The 18690-nt window shown below is 50.2% G+C and carries 14 protein-coding genes; 10 read left to right on the top strand and 4 right to left on the bottom strand.

The window, feature by feature from the left end; all coding sequences use genetic code 11:
* Nucleotides 1-91: 91 nt before the first annotated feature.
* Complete coding sequence (locus tag DEF47_RS02645) at nt 92-2473, bottom strand: PAS domain S-box protein (protein WP_012190754.1); 2382 nt, start codon at nt 2471-2473, stop codon at nt 92-94.
* Between the two features lie 189 nt (nt 2474-2662).
* Here DEF47_RS02645 and DEF47_RS02640 point away from each other — a divergent pair, with 189 nt between their 5' ends.
* The 10 genes from DEF47_RS02640 (at nt 2663) to DEF47_RS02595 (ending at nt 15107) form a co-directional block, all read left to right on the top strand.
* On the top strand, nt 2663-3577 hold the full coding sequence (locus DEF47_RS02640) for a PIG-L family deacetylase (protein WP_012190753.1): 915 nt from the start codon (nt 2663-2665) through the stop codon (nt 3575-3577).
* Between the two features lie 406 nt (nt 3578-3983).
* Entirely contained in the window at nt 3984-6659 is a 2676-nt protein-coding gene (locus DEF47_RS02635; protein ID WP_012190752.1) for a hypothetical protein, read from the top strand.
* Nucleotides 6660-7140: 481 nt separating this feature from the next.
* A complete protein-coding gene (nuoI, locus tag DEF47_RS02630) occupies nt 7141-7647 on the top strand; it encodes an NADH-quinone oxidoreductase subunit NuoI (RefSeq protein ID WP_012190751.1) in 507 nt (168 codons plus the stop codon).
* A gap of 225 nt (nt 7648-7872) precedes the next feature.
* Nucleotides 7873-8397 carry an NADH-quinone oxidoreductase subunit J family protein gene (locus DEF47_RS02625; protein ID WP_012190750.1) on the top strand — a complete coding sequence of 175 codons (525 nt, stop codon included), beginning with the start codon at nt 7873-7875 and terminating at the stop codon, nt 8395-8397.
* Nucleotides 8394-8696, top strand: coding sequence for an NADH-quinone oxidoreductase subunit NuoK (gene nuoK / locus DEF47_RS02620; protein WP_012190749.1), 303 nt, complete (start codon nt 8394-8396; stop codon nt 8694-8696). The genes DEF47_RS02625 and nuoK overlap by 4 nt, the downstream gene beginning before the upstream one ends.
* Nucleotides 8697-8738: 42 nt before the next feature.
* Complete coding sequence (nuoL, locus tag DEF47_RS02615) at nt 8739-10790, top strand: NADH-quinone oxidoreductase subunit L (RefSeq protein ID WP_012190748.1); 2052 nt, start codon at nt 8739-8741, stop codon at nt 10788-10790.
* 46 nt (nt 10791-10836) lie between these two features.
* Nucleotides 10837-12390: a complex I subunit 4 family protein gene (locus DEF47_RS02610; protein ID WP_012190747.1), complete on the top strand. Its 1554-nt coding sequence runs from the start codon at nt 10837-10839 to the stop codon at nt 12388-12390.
* 18 nt (nt 12391-12408) lie between these two features.
* Nucleotides 12409-13884, top strand: coding sequence for an NADH-quinone oxidoreductase subunit N (locus DEF47_RS02605; RefSeq protein WP_012190746.1), 1476 nt, complete (start codon nt 12409-12411; stop codon nt 13882-13884).
* 424 nt (nt 13885-14308) lie between these two features.
* Nucleotides 14309-14719 carry a heavy metal-responsive transcriptional regulator gene (locus tag DEF47_RS02600; protein WP_012190745.1) on the top strand — a complete coding sequence of 137 codons (411 nt, stop codon included), beginning with the start codon at nt 14309-14311 and terminating at the stop codon, nt 14717-14719.
* A complete protein-coding gene (locus tag DEF47_RS02595) occupies nt 14712-15107 on the top strand; it encodes a hypothetical protein (protein WP_012190744.1) in 396 nt (131 codons plus the stop codon). Before DEF47_RS02600 ends, DEF47_RS02595 begins: the two co-directional genes overlap by 8 nt.
* Before the next feature lie 5 nt (nt 15108-15112).
* On the opposite strand, the gene DEF47_RS02590 is transcribed toward DEF47_RS02595, so the two are convergent.
* From DEF47_RS02590 to proB, 3 genes are all read right to left on the bottom strand, one after another.
* On the bottom strand, nt 15113-16375 hold the full coding sequence (locus tag DEF47_RS02590; protein ID WP_012190743.1) for a glutamate-5-semialdehyde dehydrogenase: 1263 nt from the start codon (nt 16373-16375) through the stop codon (nt 15113-15115).
* 22 nt (nt 16376-16397) lie between these two features.
* Nucleotides 16398-17093 carry a histidine phosphatase family protein gene (locus DEF47_RS02585; RefSeq protein WP_012190742.1) on the bottom strand — a complete coding sequence of 232 codons (696 nt, stop codon included), beginning with the start codon at nt 17091-17093 and terminating at the stop codon, nt 16398-16400.
* Nucleotides 17094-17256: 163 nt separating this feature from the next.
* On the bottom strand, nt 17257-18351 hold the full coding sequence (gene proB, locus DEF47_RS02580) for a glutamate 5-kinase (RefSeq protein ID WP_041304610.1): 1095 nt from the start codon (nt 18349-18351) through the stop codon (nt 17257-17259).
* Nucleotides 18352-18690 lie beyond the last annotated feature (339 nt).

Below are 18690 nucleotides of genomic sequence, written 5' to 3'. Positions count from 1 at the left end.
GAGAGGGGTCGGGGGTGAGGGTACGTAAGCCTTGGTAATTCCAATAAACTCTTGCAAAGGTGGGCTGGCTTGCTAGCCCGCCTGTTGCTTTTTAGGCTTCATTAACTGGATTACGCACCTCGGCAATGCTCATGGTCATGAGCAATTGCAAAAATACTTCAACGACTAATGGATCAAAATGCTTGCCCGCCTCACCCGCCAAATAGTCCATAATCCGCTGATCTGACCAACCTTTGCGATATGGTCGATCAGAACGCAAGGCATCCCATACATCAACTACGGCAAATACTCGCGCCGCCAAAGGAATTTCTTCGGCCTGCAAGCCTTTGGGATAGCCGCCCCCATCCCAGCGTTCATGATGATAATGCGGAATATCCAGCGAGCCTTGCAAGTAGCCAATTGGCGCAAGCAGTTGATACGCATAGACCGGATGCCGCCGCATAATCACCCATTCTTCATCGTTGAGCGGCCCAGGCTTGTGCAAGATGGCATCGGGCACACCCATTTTTCCAATATCGTGGAGCAAAGCGCCTCGTCGCACATGGATCAACTCTTCGGCGCTAAATTGGCCCATTGCGGCGGCCAGCCGTTCAGTCATCCAGGTAACACGTTGGGTATGGCCTTCAGTCTCGTGATCACGCAAATCTAAGGCGCGAGACCAACCCTCAATCGTCATATCGTAGGCGCTGGTAACTTCACGGTTGATTTGTTGCAAATGTTGGAACATGAGCGCGTTATCCAAGGCGGCGGCGACCTGACTGGCATAGGTTTGTAGCATATCGTTGCGCTCAGCTTGAAAGAAATCAGCCTGATTGCTCTGCAAATTGAGCATCCCAAAGGTGTGATTATGGCTGACCAACGGAAAGGCCATGGTTCGAGTTGGGCCATCGCGGGTGATGGGTTGAGTCGATTCAATCTCAATGTGAACACTGGGCAAGGGTTGTTCTAGGTTATGTTCGTGATAGTTAAGCTGATCAGCCTGATTGAGCGTGAGCCAAGCCCGTTGTGCGCCAAAAATGCTAACACAACTATCGGCCCCATCGCGGGCCAATTCCTCGACTTTGAGTTTGGTTGTTAGGCGTTGTGAGCTGTAGTAGAGCGCTGTCAGAGTTTGCATTTGCAAGTCAAGTTGGGCCTGGGTATCTTTATACGAGCTAAGATCTTCAATCATCGCAATCATAAATAAAGGTTGATCAGCAGCATCTTGGACTAATGAGGCACACAAACGGCCCCAAACAATCCCACCATCAGAGCGAATAAAGCGCTGCTCAATTTGATACGAATCACATAATCCGGCGCGAAGTTCTTGATTTAAGCTCATTTCAAATTGGCGATCATCGGGATGGGTGAAATTAACAAAGGCTTGTTGTTGCAATTCATGTTCACTGAAATTAAGCAACATACAAGCAGTTGGGTTGGCGCTAAAGACCACACCATTATTATCAATTAAGACAATTCCGATTGCTGCATGCTCAAAGATTGCCCGAAAACGAGCTTCGTTGGTGCGCAAGGCTTGTTCTGCTGCGCGTTGAGTGGTGTTATCGCGCAGCGTGGCAATCGTCACCGCCTCACCATTAATTAACCCAAGATCAAGATTGACCAACGCCCAAACCAATTGGCCATCGTTGCGCCGGAAAGCCATCTCGCGGTCGCGAATCTTGCCAGTTTGCTGGGCTTGCTGAATTAAACTAGCCCGTTGATCGGGATTGGCATATAACTGTTCGAGTTTGATTTGCATCAATTCGGCATGGCTATAGCCCATCATTTGGCTGCCAGCTGGGTTGATGGCGATGACTGTACCATCGAGTTTAGCCATGCCAATGCCAATTGGAATAGTATCGAACAAAAGACGATATTGGGCTTCAGAATGGCGTAATTCAGCTTCGATGCGTTGGCGTTCGTGTAACTCGGCTTGGGCTTTTTGCATGGCCTTATAGACCAAGCGCCCACTGACCATCTGAAATATCAGCATAATGCCAAGATAAAAGCTGTAACTGAGCCAACGCGAAACGGGGGTATAAACAATCACCGAGGCGGGCAAAAGCTGATTCAGCTCAAGGAGCACGGCTACAAAGGTTGCCGCTAAACTCAGACAGCCGATAATCACACTTGCCAGTTCTCCCAACAAAAAGCTGGCGGTAAAAATGACGAAAAAGTAGGCAATAATCGAAGGCGAGCTAATGCCACCAGTGCTCAGCATCAAACCCGTAAATAACAACCAAAACAACCCAACAAACAGCTTGCCCGCCAGATCCAGCTTATTGCGTTTGATTAAGAGCCAGATTCCAGCACAAAGCAGGTTGACAATCGCCAGCAACAACAGGCGTGGCCAGCTTGTGGTTGTCAAGGTAAAACTCAAGATAACTTGGACGGGAGTAAAGATCCAAACAACGCTTTTGAGCATGACAATCAATAACTGTTGACGAGATTGGGAATCGGCTAGTGTCCGTGGAATAAACGAGCGCCAGTGCATAACTCTCACCATAGATAGGCTAGCGTGGTTAGGCAACGTTGGACAGCAATGCGGCTAGGGTATTCGCAAAACGTAGTGGGTTAAGTATACTATAGGCTTGGTATAAGTCGATACGTGAACATTGCCAACTTCTTGACAAACCTAGAAAACCGACAGACCATACTCTTTGTTTGTGTGAGGGCCGTTCCCATGCATTTTCCCCGCGATCTCCGCGCCTATGGAATTGAATCGCATTGGCTGAATACTGCGCCAATGACCCGCCGTTTGTTGTTTGTCTATGCTCACCCCGATGATGAGAGTTTTGGTAATGCTGGCACAATCGCCTACTATGCTCATCATGGCGTGAGTGTACATTATATTTGTGCAACGCGTGGCGAAGCTGGTGATGTTGACCCAAGTTTGTTACAAGGCTATGGCGATATTGCAACACTCCGTTCAACCGAGTTGGGCGATGCGGCCAATGCTATGGGCTTGGCGGCCTATCATTTCTTAAATTATCGTGATTCGGGCATGCCCAATACGCCTGCCAACGAGCACCCTGAGGCTTTGGTTCAAGCGCCAGTCGAGGCCGTTGCCGCCAAAGTTACCGCCGCTATTCGCGCAATTCAGCCACAGGTGGTAATAACCTTTAATGAATATGGCGGCTATGGCCATCCTGATCATATTGCCATGCATCATGCCACGCATTTGGCCTTTGCGCGGGCGGGCGATGGCGCTTGGCTACCTGAGCAGCTTGATGCAGGCTTGCCAACCTGGACACCGCGCAAACTCTACTACTCGACTTTTAATCCATTGCTGATCAAAATGATGCTGCGTTTGTGGCGACTTTCAGGTCGCGATCCACGTAAGGGCGGCAATAATGGTGATATCGATTTTGTGAAAATTTTAGAAGCAGTCAACCCGCCAACTGCTAGCGTCGATTGTTCGAGCGTGGTTGACCAAAAAGTTGCTGCTTGGCAAGCCCATCGTAGCCAGCTTGGCCAAATGGGGCTAAGCCTTAAATTGCCACGCCTGTTGCGCCAACGTTTTCTTGGCCGCGAACAATTTAGCCGAGTTGTGCCGCAGCCCAACGGCTACGAACGCGATTTGTTCGAAGGAATATGATTGAAGAACATAGAACATAGATGTAATGGTTCATAGCATTAACAACAGCCAGCATGCCCTCACCCCCTGACCCCTCTCCCGCCCAGCAGGCGAGGGGAACCGCTCGGGTAGTGATCCCCTCGCCCGCCGCAGTGGGAGAGGGGCTGGGGTGAGGGCATGCGTAACCATTACACGTAGAGCATAGAACATAGAGCATAGGGCATAGAGCAAGCGGCGCAGAGTTCCAAAGGATGCATGATAAAAGATCAGGGATGAAATGCACGAACAACGGAATCATAACCTTTCGCGTTCTTCGCGCTCTTCGTGGTTCCGTTCTTCGTTGGTTCCATTCTTTATGAATCAAGTACCACTCTTTGATCCCTAGCGCTTTCGTGGAGCAAATAATTAATCGTAGGAGAAGTAGAGTATGCAGCCACATCGTGAGCGGGCTACACCCAAAACTGAACGCAATTGGTGGCGGTTTTTGCCTGTGTTGGGCGCAATTGGCTTAATTGGCTTGATGCTGGTATTGACCTTTATGCCAAGCAGCCTTGACGAAACCAGCCCAAACCCCAGCGAGGTCGCATTGCTTGGCTCAGCCACGCCAAGCATGCAACCAAGCGCGACGATCATTGCCGCGCCATTTCCAACCACGATTCTTGAGCAACCCCCAATTCAAGTTGTGCCAACCTTGCCAACTGAGGTTACTCAGCTTCCTTCCCAACCAACTGGCACGATTACGCTTGTGCCAACCCAAGAACCAAGCGATCTGGCCGTGTTGCCAACGATTGTGCCGATAATTGAACAGCCAGCGGTTGCTTTGCCGATTACAACCCTTGCTGCCCAAACACCTACTCCAGTGCCCACTTCAACCGCTCGGCCTGCTGCTGCTGCTGAAACCGAACTCTATGCCATTATCAACAATGCCAACCTGGAGCAATATCAATTGGTGCGGCTTGCGCCAACTGGCTTGGTAACGATTGCGACTGTTGATCAAAATGCCGAAGATCTAAGCATCATTTTGCCTGAACAACAAACCTTGTTCTTGGCCCGCAACCAAACCCTATTTGCGATTGACCTGACGACTGGATTGCCACGTTGGAGCTACCCATTACAGCCGAAAAGTAACTATGATTATCAAAGTAGCTTAACAGTCGATCAAGCCGGAACAGGGGTTTATCTGCTTGATCGTAGTAGTTTAGATCAGAGCTGGCGTTTGAGTCATCTCAACCTTGCAGATGGGCGGTTGCTTAATCCGCCTCAACAGCTATCCCCAAGGTTGCATAGCATTTCATTGGTCGGTGATGGCAAGCTGTGGTTTGTTGATAATGATAAACTGTATCGACTAGATCCTGAAACCCAAACCCAACGCGATTTTGGAGCAGTCAGCGATACCCAGATTCTTGGTGATGGGCGGCAAGCAGCACTGGGAGTTTTTCGTGAGCCAACCAAGTTTAGCTTGATCGATTGGGCCAACAGCACTGAGCACGATGTTACACTTGCTACGCCTTTTCAGGGCACTATGCTGAGTGCCAGCCTCTCCAATGATCGAACCATTCTGATAGTCAATAGTTTTGTTGCAAATCCTAATCCTAAGATTAGGACAAAATATTTTCACTCGGCCTATAACCTTGATAATGGAGCCTTGGTTGCGATTCGTGAAGTTGACTTATTGACTTCGGTCTACCCAACCACCATTGGCGATCAATGGCTGATAAAAACGAATGATTTTGATCGCTCACAACTGACCTTGCACACATGGAATGTGGCCACAAATAGCCTAACTAAGCGGATCGAACCCAGCGTGCTGGGCGAACATGGCGTTGCCTGGATTGGCGAAGTAGCTGGGGCAACACTTACCCCGCTTAATCAGGAATTACAAGCAGCAGTTGCGCCATTACCAACCCAAGTGCCGATCTTTGAGCAACCTGCCTTGCCCACAATTCAGCCTCCAACCAAACAGCCAATTGCCATCTTTGGTGATATTCGAGCGCTAAGCTTGAACCTACGCCAATTCAATAGCGATCAATCGCTGGATTTGCTCTCTGAACAAGGCATGGGTATATTTCCACGCTATAACCAATCTCCATTATTATTGCAACGCCCACAATCAAAAACATGGCAATTGACCGACCTTGTAACCCAACAAAGTGCCCAATGGGAATTTGAGAAGTTGATCAATGCTGAGAATTTTAATTCCTTGCTAGCGCCAAATACTCAACGTCTATTGGCGGTTGTGGGCCAAGATTTACGCAGCACCGACCAATTTACTGGGGCGAGCCAGCTTATTCAAATGAATGTACAAACTGGCCAATGGGATATTATTACTGATTCGCGTGCTTGGTCGGATCTAAAGTGGTCGTATCCGATTGCATGGCAAGGCGATACGGTCTATTTTCTCCAAACCAGCAAAAATCCGCAGATTCTTTGGCGCGCACAGCTCGGGCCACCGTTTCAAGCTGAGAAGATCGCCGAAATTCCAAGTATTCTGGCCAATATTCCCGATGTTGATTCGGCGATTCTCACTCAGGTCTATATTTCACCCAACCAACGGTGGTTGCTCTATCCTTTAGCAACTGGCAATAAAACCATGGTGATTCGGGTGCTCGATTTAAGTAATCAGCGCAGCCATGATATTGCCTTGCCCTTAATGAGCTTGTATGGGCTTAGCTTTTCGCCTGAGGGCAATAGTTTTGCCTTGATGCTGCCACATCCTGATCGCGGGCACTATCCGGCTTTATATCAATTTGAGCCACAGCGCTGGTATCAACTTGATGCTAACAGCTATAGCGAGAGTGGCGAAAGCCCATTTTTATGGTCGCCCGATGGCCATTGGTTGGCATTGGATTTGAGCAATATTGGCGGAGAATCGCAGTTAAGGGTCTATAATGCCCAACAACCAAGTTTGGCCTTTACTGCAAATTTTGACTCAATCAACGAGCCATTGGCATTATATAACGACGGAAAAACGATCTTGGCTCGCCATTTTTGGCAAACAAGCCTTGAGCAATTAACTTGGAATGGACAACAATGGCAAATTAATTGGCGGGTTAACGATGAGATTATACATTCGGATACCTTGTATTATGTGTATCCGCGCTAATTGATTTAACACCTCACCCTCCTTTTCAAGGATTAGTTGGGTGGCAGTTGCCACCGATGGCCATGCCCTCAGCCTCTGACCTCCGCTCCCGCCCAGCGAGCGAGGGAGAACCATCCGAATCATGACCATTGCACCTCCCCTCGCCCGCCGCAGTGGGCGAGGGGCTGGGGGTGAGGGAAATTAACCTTATAAATCATTCCAGCGAGGCTTTTGGCTATCGCGAATGAATGGCATACCACACAACGTTCCGATAGCCAAAAGCCTTGAGTTCTGCGACCTGCCCCCTTGCCCCCTTGCCCTTTTGCCTTTTGACTTCTGCTTTTTGACTTTCCCCAAGGCTGTTTGGCTTATCAAGAGATTGTGATAAAATAAACGCGCCCGCGACGGCACCGATTCGAATGACATTGCACCGCCGCTTGATGCATAGTGGCGGTTTTGGCGTGAACGCCATAGGAGTCACGCACCGAGAAAGGAATCGCCAATGCTGAAAGGAACGATGGCCTATTTTAAGGGTCTCAAAACCACGGCGAAATATCTCTTCAAAAAGCCTGTGACCGTTGAATATCCTGAGGTCAAACGGCCTGTCCGCGAGCGCTTCCGTGGTCGGCATGAGCTGAAGCGTTTTGCCAATGGTCTAGAGCGGTGTATCGGTTGTTCGCTGTGTGCCGCTGCTTGTCCGGCAGATGCAATTTATGTGGTGCCTGGCCAGAATGATCCGGCGAATCCACGCTCGGCAGGCGAACGCCATGCGGCTGTTTATGAAATTAACATGTTGCGTTGTATTTTCTGTGGCTACTGCGAAGATGCATGCCCCACCAATGCAATTGTGCTTGAGCATCAGTATGAATTAGCCTTCTACGACCGCCGCGCCTCGATCTATACCCAAGATATGTTGCTGGTTGCGGTCGATAAAGGCCACGGCGAAGTGCCACCAGTCTTACAACAAACTGGCAAACAACTTAACCCACCGGCCCAAATAGACCTGTAGTAAAGGCAAAAGGCAAAAGTCAGAAGGCAAAACCTTTTCAACTATGAGATTTCGGTTTCTAATGCCAAAGCCAAAACTGGAAGCCACCATTAAGCTTGCACGGTGTAAAAGCAATTATCAATACCAATGATCTTGGCTTTAAATACGCATACCGTCAACATTCAAGGCTTCAACTGAGTATTTTGACTTCTGATTTTTGACTTCTGACTTGTTTCGGGAGTGTCCATGGAAACATTTTTGTTTATCACCACGGCCATTGTGGCGGTGGGGGCAGCCTTGGCAATGGTGCTGAGCAGCAATGCAGTGCATAGTGCGCTGTTTTTGATTTTGAATTTCTGCTCGGTTGCCATTTTATATTTTTTGCTGCGTGCGCCGTTTCTCGGTGCTGTTCAAGTGACGGTTTATGCTGGCGCGATTATGGTGCTGTTCCTATTCGTGATCATGCTGTTGGGCGCTGAAAATGCCGAGCTTGGCGAGGAGAAAATCGGCTGGCAAAAGCCGGCTGGCCTCGTCTTGGGTGTCGCATTATTGGCCGAGATTGGCTATGTGGCCTATCGTGGCACGACATTAATCGATGCTCCGGTGGCCGATGCAACCAACATTGGCGCTCCAACCACGATCAGCGCCAAGCTTTTCAGCACCTATCTCTTGCCCTTTGAAGTGATTTCAATTTTGCTCTTGATTGCAGTAGTCGGGACAGTTGTGCTGACCCGTCGGCGGGTGGTTGCCCGTGAGGAGAGCCAATCGTGATTTCAACCAATGCTTATGTGCTCTTGAGCGCAATTCTTTTTACGATTGGGGTCGTTGGGGTCTTGGTGCGTCGCAATGTAATCGTGATGTTTATGTCGGTTGAGTTGATGCTCAATTCGGCCAATTTGGCGTTAATTGCGTTTAGCCGTGCACGTGCTGAAAGCGATGGCCAAATTATTACATTCTTCGTGATTGCAGTCGCTGCGGCAGAAGTCGCAGTCGGTTTGGCGCTGTTGGTGTCGATTTTCCGTGCCAAAAAGACCACCAACATTGATGACGTGAATACGCTCAAGGGCTAGGCAACGGCCTTGCACCTTGCCGAAGTGTCTACTGGAGAACTTATGGCGGAATTAATTTGGCTTGTGCCGTTGCTGCCACTGCTCGGTGTCGTGATCAATACCCTGTTGGGGCTGAACGATTTGCGTCTCAGCCGCGCCAACGCCCACCACGACCATGGGCATGATCACGGGCATGGCCACGGTGACGCGCACCATGGACATGGCGATAATCCCACCGCTAAACGCTCTGGCTTGATTGCCAGCGTCATGGTTGGTTTGGGCTTTGTGCTGACCGTCGCAACCCTCATCGAGTTGCTGGGCATGCCTGCCAAAACCACATTGGGCGAAAATAATCGTTGGTTCGATGTAACCTATTGGAACTGGATGGCCTTTGGCGATTTGGAAGTTCCTTTTGGTTTCTTAATCGACCAGCTTTCGGTCACGATGATGCTCTTGGTCACTGGCGTAGGGACGTTGATTCACCTCTATGCAGTGGGCTATATGAGCCACGACGAACGCCCCACCCGCTTTTTTGTCTACCTCAACTTATTTATTGTGGCAATGTTGATGCTCGTCATGGGCAACAACTTTGTGATGCTGTTCTTAGGTTGGGAAGGCGTGGGCTTGTGTTCGTTCTTGTTGATTGGCTTCTGGTTTGAACAACGCGACCCACCATGGGCTTCAGTCAAAGCTTTTGTAACCAACCGGGTTGGCGACTTTGGCTTGTTGATGGCGATGTTTGCAATTTGGGCCTTGGCGCGTAAGCCCGATGGCACTTTCTTGCATTCGTTGGTCTTCCGCGAAGTCTTGGAACAAGGCACGGTCTTCTCGCTGCAACAATACAGCACCTTCTTTATGGGTACGCAATACACGGCGGCTGGGGCGATTGCCTTTATGCTGTTGCTTGGCGTAACTGGGAAATCGGCGCAAATTCCGCTGTTTGTCTGGTTGCCCGATGCAATGGCTGGCCCAACTCCTGTTTCGGCCTTGATTCACGCCGCAACCATGGTTACCGCTGGCGTGTATTTGATGATCCGCACCCATCCAATCTTTGAATTATCGCCAGCGGTTCAAAGCAGCGTAACCTTTATTGGGGTTGCGACCGCTTTGGTCGCTGCTTCAATTGCGCTCGGTCAATACGATATCAAGAAGGTTCTGGCCTTCTCGACCGTCTCGCAATTGGGCTTTATGGTGGCAGCCGTAGGTATGGGAGCATACGTTGCCGCGATGTTCCACCTGCTGACCCACGGGATTTTCAAGGCGCTCTTGTTCCTTGGCTCTGGTTCAGTGATTCACGGCTTTGGCAACGAACAAGATATGCGCAAGATGGGCGGTCTGCGCAAGAAAATGCCTGTTACGTTCTGGACATATATTGTCGGGACGATGGGCTTGATCGGCTTTCCCTTGGTTTCGGGTTTCTGGTCGAAAGACGAAATCATCGGCCATGCCTTCGATCATGACCATCGCACAGTTGGCATGCTGTTGATTTTGGGCGCAGTCTTGACTTCGTTCTACATGGGTCGCCAAATCTCAATGGTTTTCTTTGGCGAACAACGTGATCAACACATTCACGCCCACGAAAGCAGCCGCTGGATGACGATTCCATTGGCGATTTTGGCAGTCTTGACCCTTGCCAGCGGTTTGATCAATATTGTGGTTCTCCACCCATTGACCACATGGCTTGAGCCAATCGTCGAAGAAGAAGCTGCCAAGTTCCACCTCAATATTGCCGCGATTGTGACGATCTTAGGTTTGGCATCGTTTGCTGCCGGCTTCTATCTCTACAATTGGGCAGCCAAGCACAAGCGCATCAAGCCCAACCAACGCGACCTCTTGCACCACTGGGGCGGCGATTTCTATGCCATCCTTGAGGAAAAATGGGGCTTCGATGCGTTGTATAACGCGGTGTTGGTCAAGCCCTACAAGGCCTTGGCTAGCTTCTTTGGTAAGTTCTTCGATGTCAAAATTATTGATGGCATCGTTAATGGCACGGCAGAGCTTGTCGGCTTGTCGGGTCGCGGCTTGCGAACGTTCCAATCGGGCTATGTACGCTCGTATGCACTGATGTTTGTGATCGGTGTGGTGATCGTGCTTGGCTTCTTTGCGTTGCGCTAGGACGTGGAGCGCAGGCCTCGGCTTGCAACTTCACAAGGAGTAACCCTTGACGAATACAAACGACTTAGGTTTTACGATCTTATCGCTGGTGGTGTTTTTACCTGCCGTCGGTGCGATCATCCTGGCGTTTATGCGCGGCCAACGCGGAGCAGCCCGAATTTTTGCCTTGGGCTGGAGCACACTCGTTTTTGCCGTGTCATTGCCAATTTTGTTCAATTTCAAGCACGATGCCGCTGGTCTTCAGTTCTACGAATATTTCAACTGGATTCCAGATTGGGGCGTGCGCTACGAGTTGGGTCTTGATGGCATTAGTTTGTGGTTGGTCTTACTCACAACCTTTGTCACTCCTTTGGCAATTTGGAGTGCCTGGAATGTTGAAGAGAAAACCAACAACTTTTTGATGCTAATTCTGTTGCAAGAAATGGGAATGTTGGGCGTGTTCCTCGCTCAAGACCTGTTCTTGTTCTATATCTTCTGGGAATTTACCCTCATCCCAATGTATTTCTTGATTGGGATGTGGGGTGGCAAGCGCCGCATTTATGCCACAGTGAAGTTCTTCTTGTATACCTTCGCTGCCTCGGTGTTTATGCTGATCGGCATTATTGCCTTGGGCTTGCTCAATTACAAATATTTGGCGCAACAAGGCTTGCCAACTGATACTGCCTTCCAAGTGCAAACGTTGATGGCCAATATCAATCAATTTGGCTTGTCGGATACCGAATTGAAATTGCTGTTCCTCTCGTTCTTCGTGGCGTTTGCGGTCAAAGTGCCATTGTGGCCTGTCCACACATGGTTGCCCGATGCCCACGTTGAAGCGCCAACCGCTGGCTCAGTGATTCTGGCGGCAGTGCTGCTGAAAATGGGCGGCTACGGCATGATTCGCTTCTGCGTCCAGTTGTTCCCGCAAATTGCCCAGGAATGGGCACGGCCAATTGCCTTGTTGGCAGTAATCGGGATCATTTATGGGGCAGTGCTTTCATATGCTCAAAGCGATATCAAAAAGCTGGTGGCCTACTCATCAGTCAGCCACATGGGCTTTATCGTCTTGGGGATTTTCGCGCTGAATGAAGTTGGTTTGCAAGGCGCTGTATTGCAAATGATCAACCACGGGTTGAGCACTGGCGCATTGTTCTTGCTGATTGGGATGGTTTACGAACGCACCCACACCCGCGAATTGGCCGATTACGGCGGTTTGTGGAAAGTTGTGCCAGTGTTCGTTTACTTCCTGTTGTTTGCTACGATGGCCTCGGTCGGCTTGCCTGGCTTGAACGGCTTCGTTGGCGAATTCTTGATTATGCTCGGCGCGTTCGATTCGCCAATCGGCTGGACGTTCACCGCGTTTGCTGCGGTTGGGGTGATTTTGGCAGCGGTCTATTTGCTCAAGATGTTCCAAGGCATCGCTTCGGGGCCATTTAGCGAACGTCGCACGCCACACCTCAGCGATTTGACCCGCCGTGAAGTAGCGATTTTGTTGCCACTCTGTATCTTGATGTTGGTAATTGGTCTCTACTCGTCATACTTTACTCGCCCAATGGAAACAACGATCAAGGCGCTTGAAGCCTTCGTTGCTAATGCTGCGCCACTGATTGCTGGCCAATAAGACGGAGCGTGAGTTCGAATGAATGATTTAACATTTATCACGCCGGAGATTAACTGGACAGTCTTAGGCATGCCAGCATTCCTGATGATTTGGGCGATGTTGGTGTTGATTGTCGATATGTTCACCTCGGATCGGCGGGTTTTGCTCACGTTGAGCCTGATTGGGCTTGGCGTGACGGCAGCGCTGGGTGCGCTGGATTATGGCTCAACTATCTCAGGCTTCTCAGACATGTTGGTGTTTGACAAGTTTGGGGTATTGGTAAATTGGATTTTGCTGGCGGGCACAGCCTTGACCTTGCTGATTGCCTTTGATTACATGCCACGCCAAAATCTCAGCCAAGGCGAATTTTATCCCTTGGTCTTGTTTGCAACCTCTGGGATGTTGTTCTTGGTTCAATCAACTGACCTCGTAACGATTTTCATTGGGGTTGAAACGCTCTCGATTGCGTTATATGTGCTAACCGGCTTTGCCGTGCCGCAGTTCAAATCGGGCGAAGCTGCGATTAAATATCTGTTGCTTGGCGGTTTTGCGGCTGGCTTTTTGGTCTATGGCATTGCCTTGATTTATGGCATGACCGGCAAAACCAACCTAGCCCAAATTGCCAACGAATTGAGCACTTGGCAAAGCACTGGCAAAGCACTTGATGATCCAATTTTGTTGGCTGGGGTTGGCTTTGTACTGATCGCCTTGGGCTTCAAGGTTTCAATGTTCCCCTTCCACGCTTGGACACCTGACGTTTACGAAGGTGCGCCTACGCCAGTCACCGCCTATATGTCGGTTGCAACTAAGGGTGCAGCGTTTGCAGCAATGTTGCGTTTCTTGAATGTAGCATTTCCTGCACTCAAACCTGAGTGGCAATTGCTGTTTGGCTTATTTGCCGCTGCAACCATGGCCTATGGCAATATCGTGGCAGTTGCGCAAACCAACCTCAAGCGGATGTTGGCCTATTCGTCGATTGCCCACGCTGGCTATATGTTGCTGGGCGTGTTGGCAGCCAGCGAAAAAGGCATCAGCGCCTTCACGGTTTACCTGTTGGCCTACACCTTAACCAACCTTGGCGCGTTCGCTGTGCTGATTGCTTTGGAAAATCGCGGTATGCCCGTATTTGAATTGAGCGATTTACGTGGTTTGGGCAAGCGTAGCCCATTGTTGGCGCTCGCGATGACCGTGTTTATGTTCTCGTTGGCGGGCGTGCCACCAACAGCCGGATTTGCCAGCAAGTTTGGCATTTTCCGCGCCGCTTGGGATGCCAACCTCGATTATCTGGCGATTATCGGGGTGGTTACCAGTGTGATTTCGGCATTCTTCTACTTGCGGGTGATTGTGACGATGTGGATGCGCGATACCGAAGCCACCGAGCCACAACCAACCTATGCCACGGCCTCGCTCTCGTTGGGCGTGATCGTCGCCGTAATTGGGATTATCGCTGTTGGGATTTTGCCCAATATCTTTACCGATTTGGCCAAAGCTCTAGTTCTGACCGTCGCTCCCTAAGTCAGTTTGAGTCCCTCACCCCCTAGCCCCCTCTCCCGCCCAGCAGGCGAGGGGGAACCATCATCATGCTCCCTCACGAACCTACGGGTTTATGGGGGAGTTTTTTTAAGGGCAAAAGGCAGAAGGCAAAAATCAAAATAGGGGCGCGGGATAGGATTAGGGAAATTGGCACTAGGTTATGGGCTATTGAGATAATCTAAATAATCTGTGGCAAAAAAGTAACCTTCGCGTTCTTCGTGCCCTTCGTGGTTTAATCATTCATCATTCATCCTTCCCCTCTGCACCTCTGCGTTACAGCTGCATTCCAATCTCCTGTTGCTACTTTTTGATTTTTGCCTTCTGCCTTTTGATTTTAGTAAAAACTTGGGCTTGACTCTATAGCATAGTATAGGGTTTATGCTAAGCAGCAGAAAGGAATTGAGCGATGCAAATTGGCCAAGTAGCTCGCCGTTGTGGCGTGAGTGTGCAAACGGTACGCTTATATGAACGAATGGGCTTGATCGAAACCGCCCAACGCCGTGAATCAGGCTATCGCGATTATTCAAACACGGTGGTTGCGCGAATTTTGGCAATCAAGCAAGGTCAAGCATTGGGCTTTAGCTTGCGCGAAATGGGCATGTTTCTGCAACTCAGCCCGCAAAATACCGAGCAAGCCTTGATTCAGCAATTTGTTGAGCAAAAAGTCCAGCAGATTGATCAGACGGTTCAACAGTTTCAGCGTTTGCGCCAAGCCTTGCATGAATTTGCCGCTCGTTCCGCTGATGATCTGCGTGAATGCCCTGTTATTTACGCTTTGGCCGAAATGGCCTGCGCACAAGGAGTTTCTGATGCTTAGAACAATTCGTAGTTTACGTTGGTTTGGTTGGTATGCGGTGAGCACTGGGCTTTTGGCAGCACTCGCGCCAAATCTGCTCTTGAGTGTATTTGGCATGCCGACAACGACTGAGGTTTGGCCGCGCGTTGCGGGCATGTTGGTGGGCTTTATTGGGGTATTACACATGAATGTTAGCCCAATCGATCTGCGCCGCTATGCCATGACCACTGTGATTTTGCGGCTGAGCGTGCCACTGATTTTCGGTTGGTGGGTAATCACTGGCGCGGGGCCATGGCAATTGCTTTTTTTTGCTGGCGCTGATGTGGTTGGCGCACTTGCAACGCTTTGGGGCTTGCGGGTCGATCAACAAATGGGCAATCCACGCCAAACCAGCGCGATTGCCCACTAGCAATATCAATCGCGAACGTGGCCAGCGCCACGGACTACCCATTTGTATGAGGTCAATTCGCGCAAAGCCATCGGACCACGCGCATGCAATTTTTGGGTGCTGATCGCAATTTCAGCACCCAAGCCCATTTGCGAGCCATCGGTGAAACGGGTTGAGGAATTGGCATATACCACCGCCGAATCCACCTCGTTCAAAAAGCGCTCAATCGCCGCCGGATCTTGCGATAAAATCGTGTCGGAATGGTCGGTGCCAAATTGATCAATATGCTCAATTGCCTGATCAAGCCCATCGACCACGCGTACTGCCAAAATTAATGCCGAAAATTCTTGGCCGAAATCAGCGGGCTGAGCTGAAACCAAGTTCCAATCAGCGCTACCAGCTTCGCGCAAAATCGCCAACGACTCAGGATCACAACGTAATTCAACCTTGTGTTCTTGCAACGCTGCACCAAGCCGTGGTAACACTTTGGCCGCAGCACTGCGCTCAATCAAGACGGTTTCGAGCGAGTTGCAGACGCTTGGACGTTGCACTTTGGCATTAACAATAATCGGCACAACTTGCTCAAGTGGCGCGGTATGGTCAACATAGGCGTGGCAAACCCCAATGCCGCCCGTAATTACCGGAATTGTGGCGGTTTTACGACAAAAATCGTGCAAGCCCGAACCACCGCGTGGAATAATCATGTCCACATAGCGATCTAAGGTTAGCAAGCCGCGCACTAGCTCACGATCAGGATTATCGATTAGTTGTAAGGCATCAGCTGGCAGATCGACCCGTTCTAAGGCACGACGTAAAGCTTGCACTAATGCTCCAGCTGAACGGGTAATTTCCTTGCCACCGCGTAAAATTACCGCACTGCCCGCTTTGATACACAATGCCGCCACATCAGCAGTGACATTTGGCCGCGCCTCGTAGATCACGCCAACTACCCCCAGCGGCACGCGGCGCTTTTCGATGCGCAAGCCATTTGGCAGTACACCTTGCTCAAACACCTCGCCAACCGGATCAGGCAAGACCGCCACAGTGCGCACATCGTTGGCAATTGCTTCAAGTCGCTGCTCATTGAGTAATAAACGATCGAGCAAGGCCGGAGTTAAGCCAGCCTCGCGCCCAAGCCGCATATCAGCCTCGTTGGCCGAAAGAATCGATTCGCGATCCAGGCTTAGTTCTTCGGCCATGGCCTCGACGGCGGCATTCCGTTGAGCTGTGGTTGTGCGGGCCAATATGCGTGCTGCCAGCTTTGCTCGCTGACCCATTGCCTCAAGCATTGGATACTCCTCATGCTAGCCGTCATAACTCGCCAAGCGGGGCGGCTGGATGATCTTCACCTTCCAAATCGCCTTCGAGTTGCCAACGAACGGCGGCATGTAAATGCACAGCGTCGTTGTAGCCGCCCAAAAACCAGCGCACCTGCCCACCCCGCTGATGCTGATACCAATGGGTCAAGGATGTATTGGTTACTTCGAGATCAACATTTGGTTGTTCGCTACGAGTATGCGGCCAAAAATAGCTTAACGACGATTCTATCACCCAACCGTGGCAGACAATCACAATCGTGGCTTCGGGATTGGCGTTCAACACCCGTTCAAAATTGGAATGAGTTCGTTGACAAAAGGTTTGCCAAGTCTCGCCACCAGGCGATAAAGGCTTGCGCAGGTCAAAATCAAATTTACCATAACGTGCATTATACTCTTTCCAACTCAGGCCATCAGCCTCGCCCACGTTGAACTCGCAAAAACCTTCATCGTAGAGCAAAGGCTGAGCAAACGCTGGCGCGATAATTTCAGCAGTTTGCATTGCACGTGGCATCGTACTACAAATAAACAGATCGGGCACAATCTCACGAGTTGCCATCAGCCGATCACGCAATGATTCGGCTTGTTGTATGCCCAAGGCGGTCAAGCCACGATCGCCTTTGATGCCACCAATAATCGGCTCGACATTCACCACAGCCTGCCCATGGCGAATCAAATAGAGTTTAGCCATAACACCCCACAAATAAAGGCAAAAATCAAAGGGCAAAAGGCAAAATAGGCTCTCTAAAGCCATAGTTCTATCTGCTATCCTTTGATATTAAGCATAAATCCAGATTAAAGGCAACATAAAGCTAAATTTCAAGATTTTGACTTTTGCCTTCTGCCCTTTGACTTTAAAAGGCTACCATATCATCGCGGTGAATGACTTCAGCGCCGTAGGAATAGCCGAGAATGCTTTCGATGTCGCTGGTACGTGATCCTTTGATTTGGGCAACTTCGTGGGCGGCATATTGGCATAAGCCACAGGCGATCGTTTGGCCGTCGGGTGCGACAATCGCCACGGTTTGGCCCCGTCGCCATTCGCCTTCAACTGCCACAATTCCAGCGGGCAACAGGCTACGGCCTTGCTGAGTGAGGGCTTGCACGGCACCAGCATCAACTGCAATATGGGCTTGGCGCACGCGCTCAGCCATAATCCAGCGTTTGCGGCTCTCCAAGCGGGTGCTGACTGGCCGAAAGCGGGTGCCTACACTCTCGCCAGCAACCAGGCGCACCAGCACATTCGGCTCGTTGCCAGCAGCAATCACCATAGTTGTGCCAGCGCGAGTTGCCAATTCGGCAGCCTGAATTTTGGTGAACATGCCACCAGTGCCACGATGCGAGCCCGCCGCTCCTGCCAAAGCATAAACCTGTTCATTGACTGCTGCAACGTCGTCGATGAGGGTTGCTTCGGGGTTATGGCGCGGGTCGGCGCTATACAAGCCAGCAATATCGCTCAAAATAACCAACAACTGGGCATCAACCAAATTGGCAACCAAGGCTGAAAGTGTGTCGTTATCGCCGACCCGAATTTCATCAACCGCCACTGCATCATTTTCATTGATAATTGGCAATACGCCAATTTCCAAGCAGGTTAATAAGGTGGCACGCGCATTCAGGTAGCGCACTCGATCACGCAGGTCGGCGCGGGTTAGCAGCGTTTGAGCCACCGGCACATCGTAAATTTCAAATAATTGGCCATAAATATGCATCAAACGACCTTGCCCAACTGCCGCCAAAGCCTGTTTATGGGTCAACTCACGCCGCCGTTTGGGAAAGCCCAAGCGCTCCCAGCCAGCCAAAACTGCGCCTGAAGAAACTAAGACAACTTCGTGTCCAGCCTCACGTAATTGGGCCATCTGACGCGCCAAATCGACCATTCGCGGGCGATGTAAACGGTCGGTTCCATCGGTCAAAACGCTCGTCCCAAGTTTAACTACAATTCGCATATGCAGATCTCTATCCATCAAGATTATTACAAATAGCTATTTTAACGCAGAGGCGCTAAATTGATTTTAACCAAACCATAAAATCTGCATTTTGAAACCACGAAGAGCACGAAGAGCACGAAGAACGAAAATCACGAAGGATTGTTTTAGCCACAGATGAGCACAGATTTTGATGATTATGCTTCTGTTACCGATGTACTTACTAGATTCTCGCCGCTCATTCTGCCACTCGCCCCTGAATCCTGACCTCTAACTCCTCCTGTTTTGCCTTTTGATTTTTGACTTCTGCCTTGACTCTGCGCCTCTGCGTTAAAAAAAGACCGTGGAGCAAACATACCC

This window comes from Herpetosiphon sp., from assembly GCF_003512625.1.
Classification (GTDB): Bacteria; Chloroflexota; Chloroflexia; order Chloroflexales; family Herpetosiphonaceae; genus Herpetosiphon; species Herpetosiphon aurantiacus.
This window is presented reverse-complemented; position numbering and strand designations above follow the sequence as displayed.

Bases quoted from the DNA above. Each gene is read 5' to 3' on its own strand.
- DEF47_RS02645 (WP_012190754.1), bottom strand. From the start codon at position 2,473: ATGCACTGGCGCTCGTTTATTCCACGGACACTAGCCGATTCCCAATCT.
- DEF47_RS02640 (WP_012190753.1), top strand. From the start codon at position 2,663: ATGCATTTTCCCCGCGATCTCCGCGCCTATGGAATTGAATCGCATTGG.
- DEF47_RS02635 (WP_012190752.1), top strand. From the start codon at position 3,984: ATGCAGCCACATCGTGAGCGGGCTACACCCAAAACTGAACGCAATTGG.
- nuoI (WP_012190751.1), top strand. From the start codon at position 7,141: ATGCTGAAAGGAACGATGGCCTATTTTAAGGGTCTCAAAACCACGGCG.
- DEF47_RS02625 (WP_012190750.1), top strand. From the start codon at position 7,873: ATGGAAACATTTTTGTTTATCACCACGGCCATTGTGGCGGTGGGGGCA.
- nuoL (WP_012190748.1), top strand. From the start codon at position 8,739: ATGGCGGAATTAATTTGGCTTGTGCCGTTGCTGCCACTGCTCGGTGTC.
- DEF47_RS02605 (WP_012190746.1), top strand. From the start codon at position 12,409: ATGAATGATTTAACATTTATCACGCCGGAGATTAACTGGACAGTCTTA.
- DEF47_RS02600 (WP_012190745.1), top strand. From the start codon at position 14,309: ATGCAAATTGGCCAAGTAGCTCGCCGTTGTGGCGTGAGTGTGCAAACG.
- DEF47_RS02595 (WP_012190744.1), top strand. From the start codon at position 14,712: ATGCTTAGAACAATTCGTAGTTTACGTTGGTTTGGTTGGTATGCGGTG.
- DEF47_RS02590 (WP_012190743.1), bottom strand. From the start codon at position 16,375: ATGCTTGAGGCAATGGGTCAGCGAGCAAAGCTGGCAGCACGCATATTG.
- DEF47_RS02585 (WP_012190742.1), bottom strand. From the start codon at position 17,093: ATGGCTAAACTCTATTTGATTCGCCATGGGCAGGCTGTGGTGAATGTC.
- proB (WP_041304610.1), bottom strand. From the start codon at position 18,351: ATGCGAATTGTAGTTAAACTTGGGACGAGCGTTTTGACCGATGGAACC.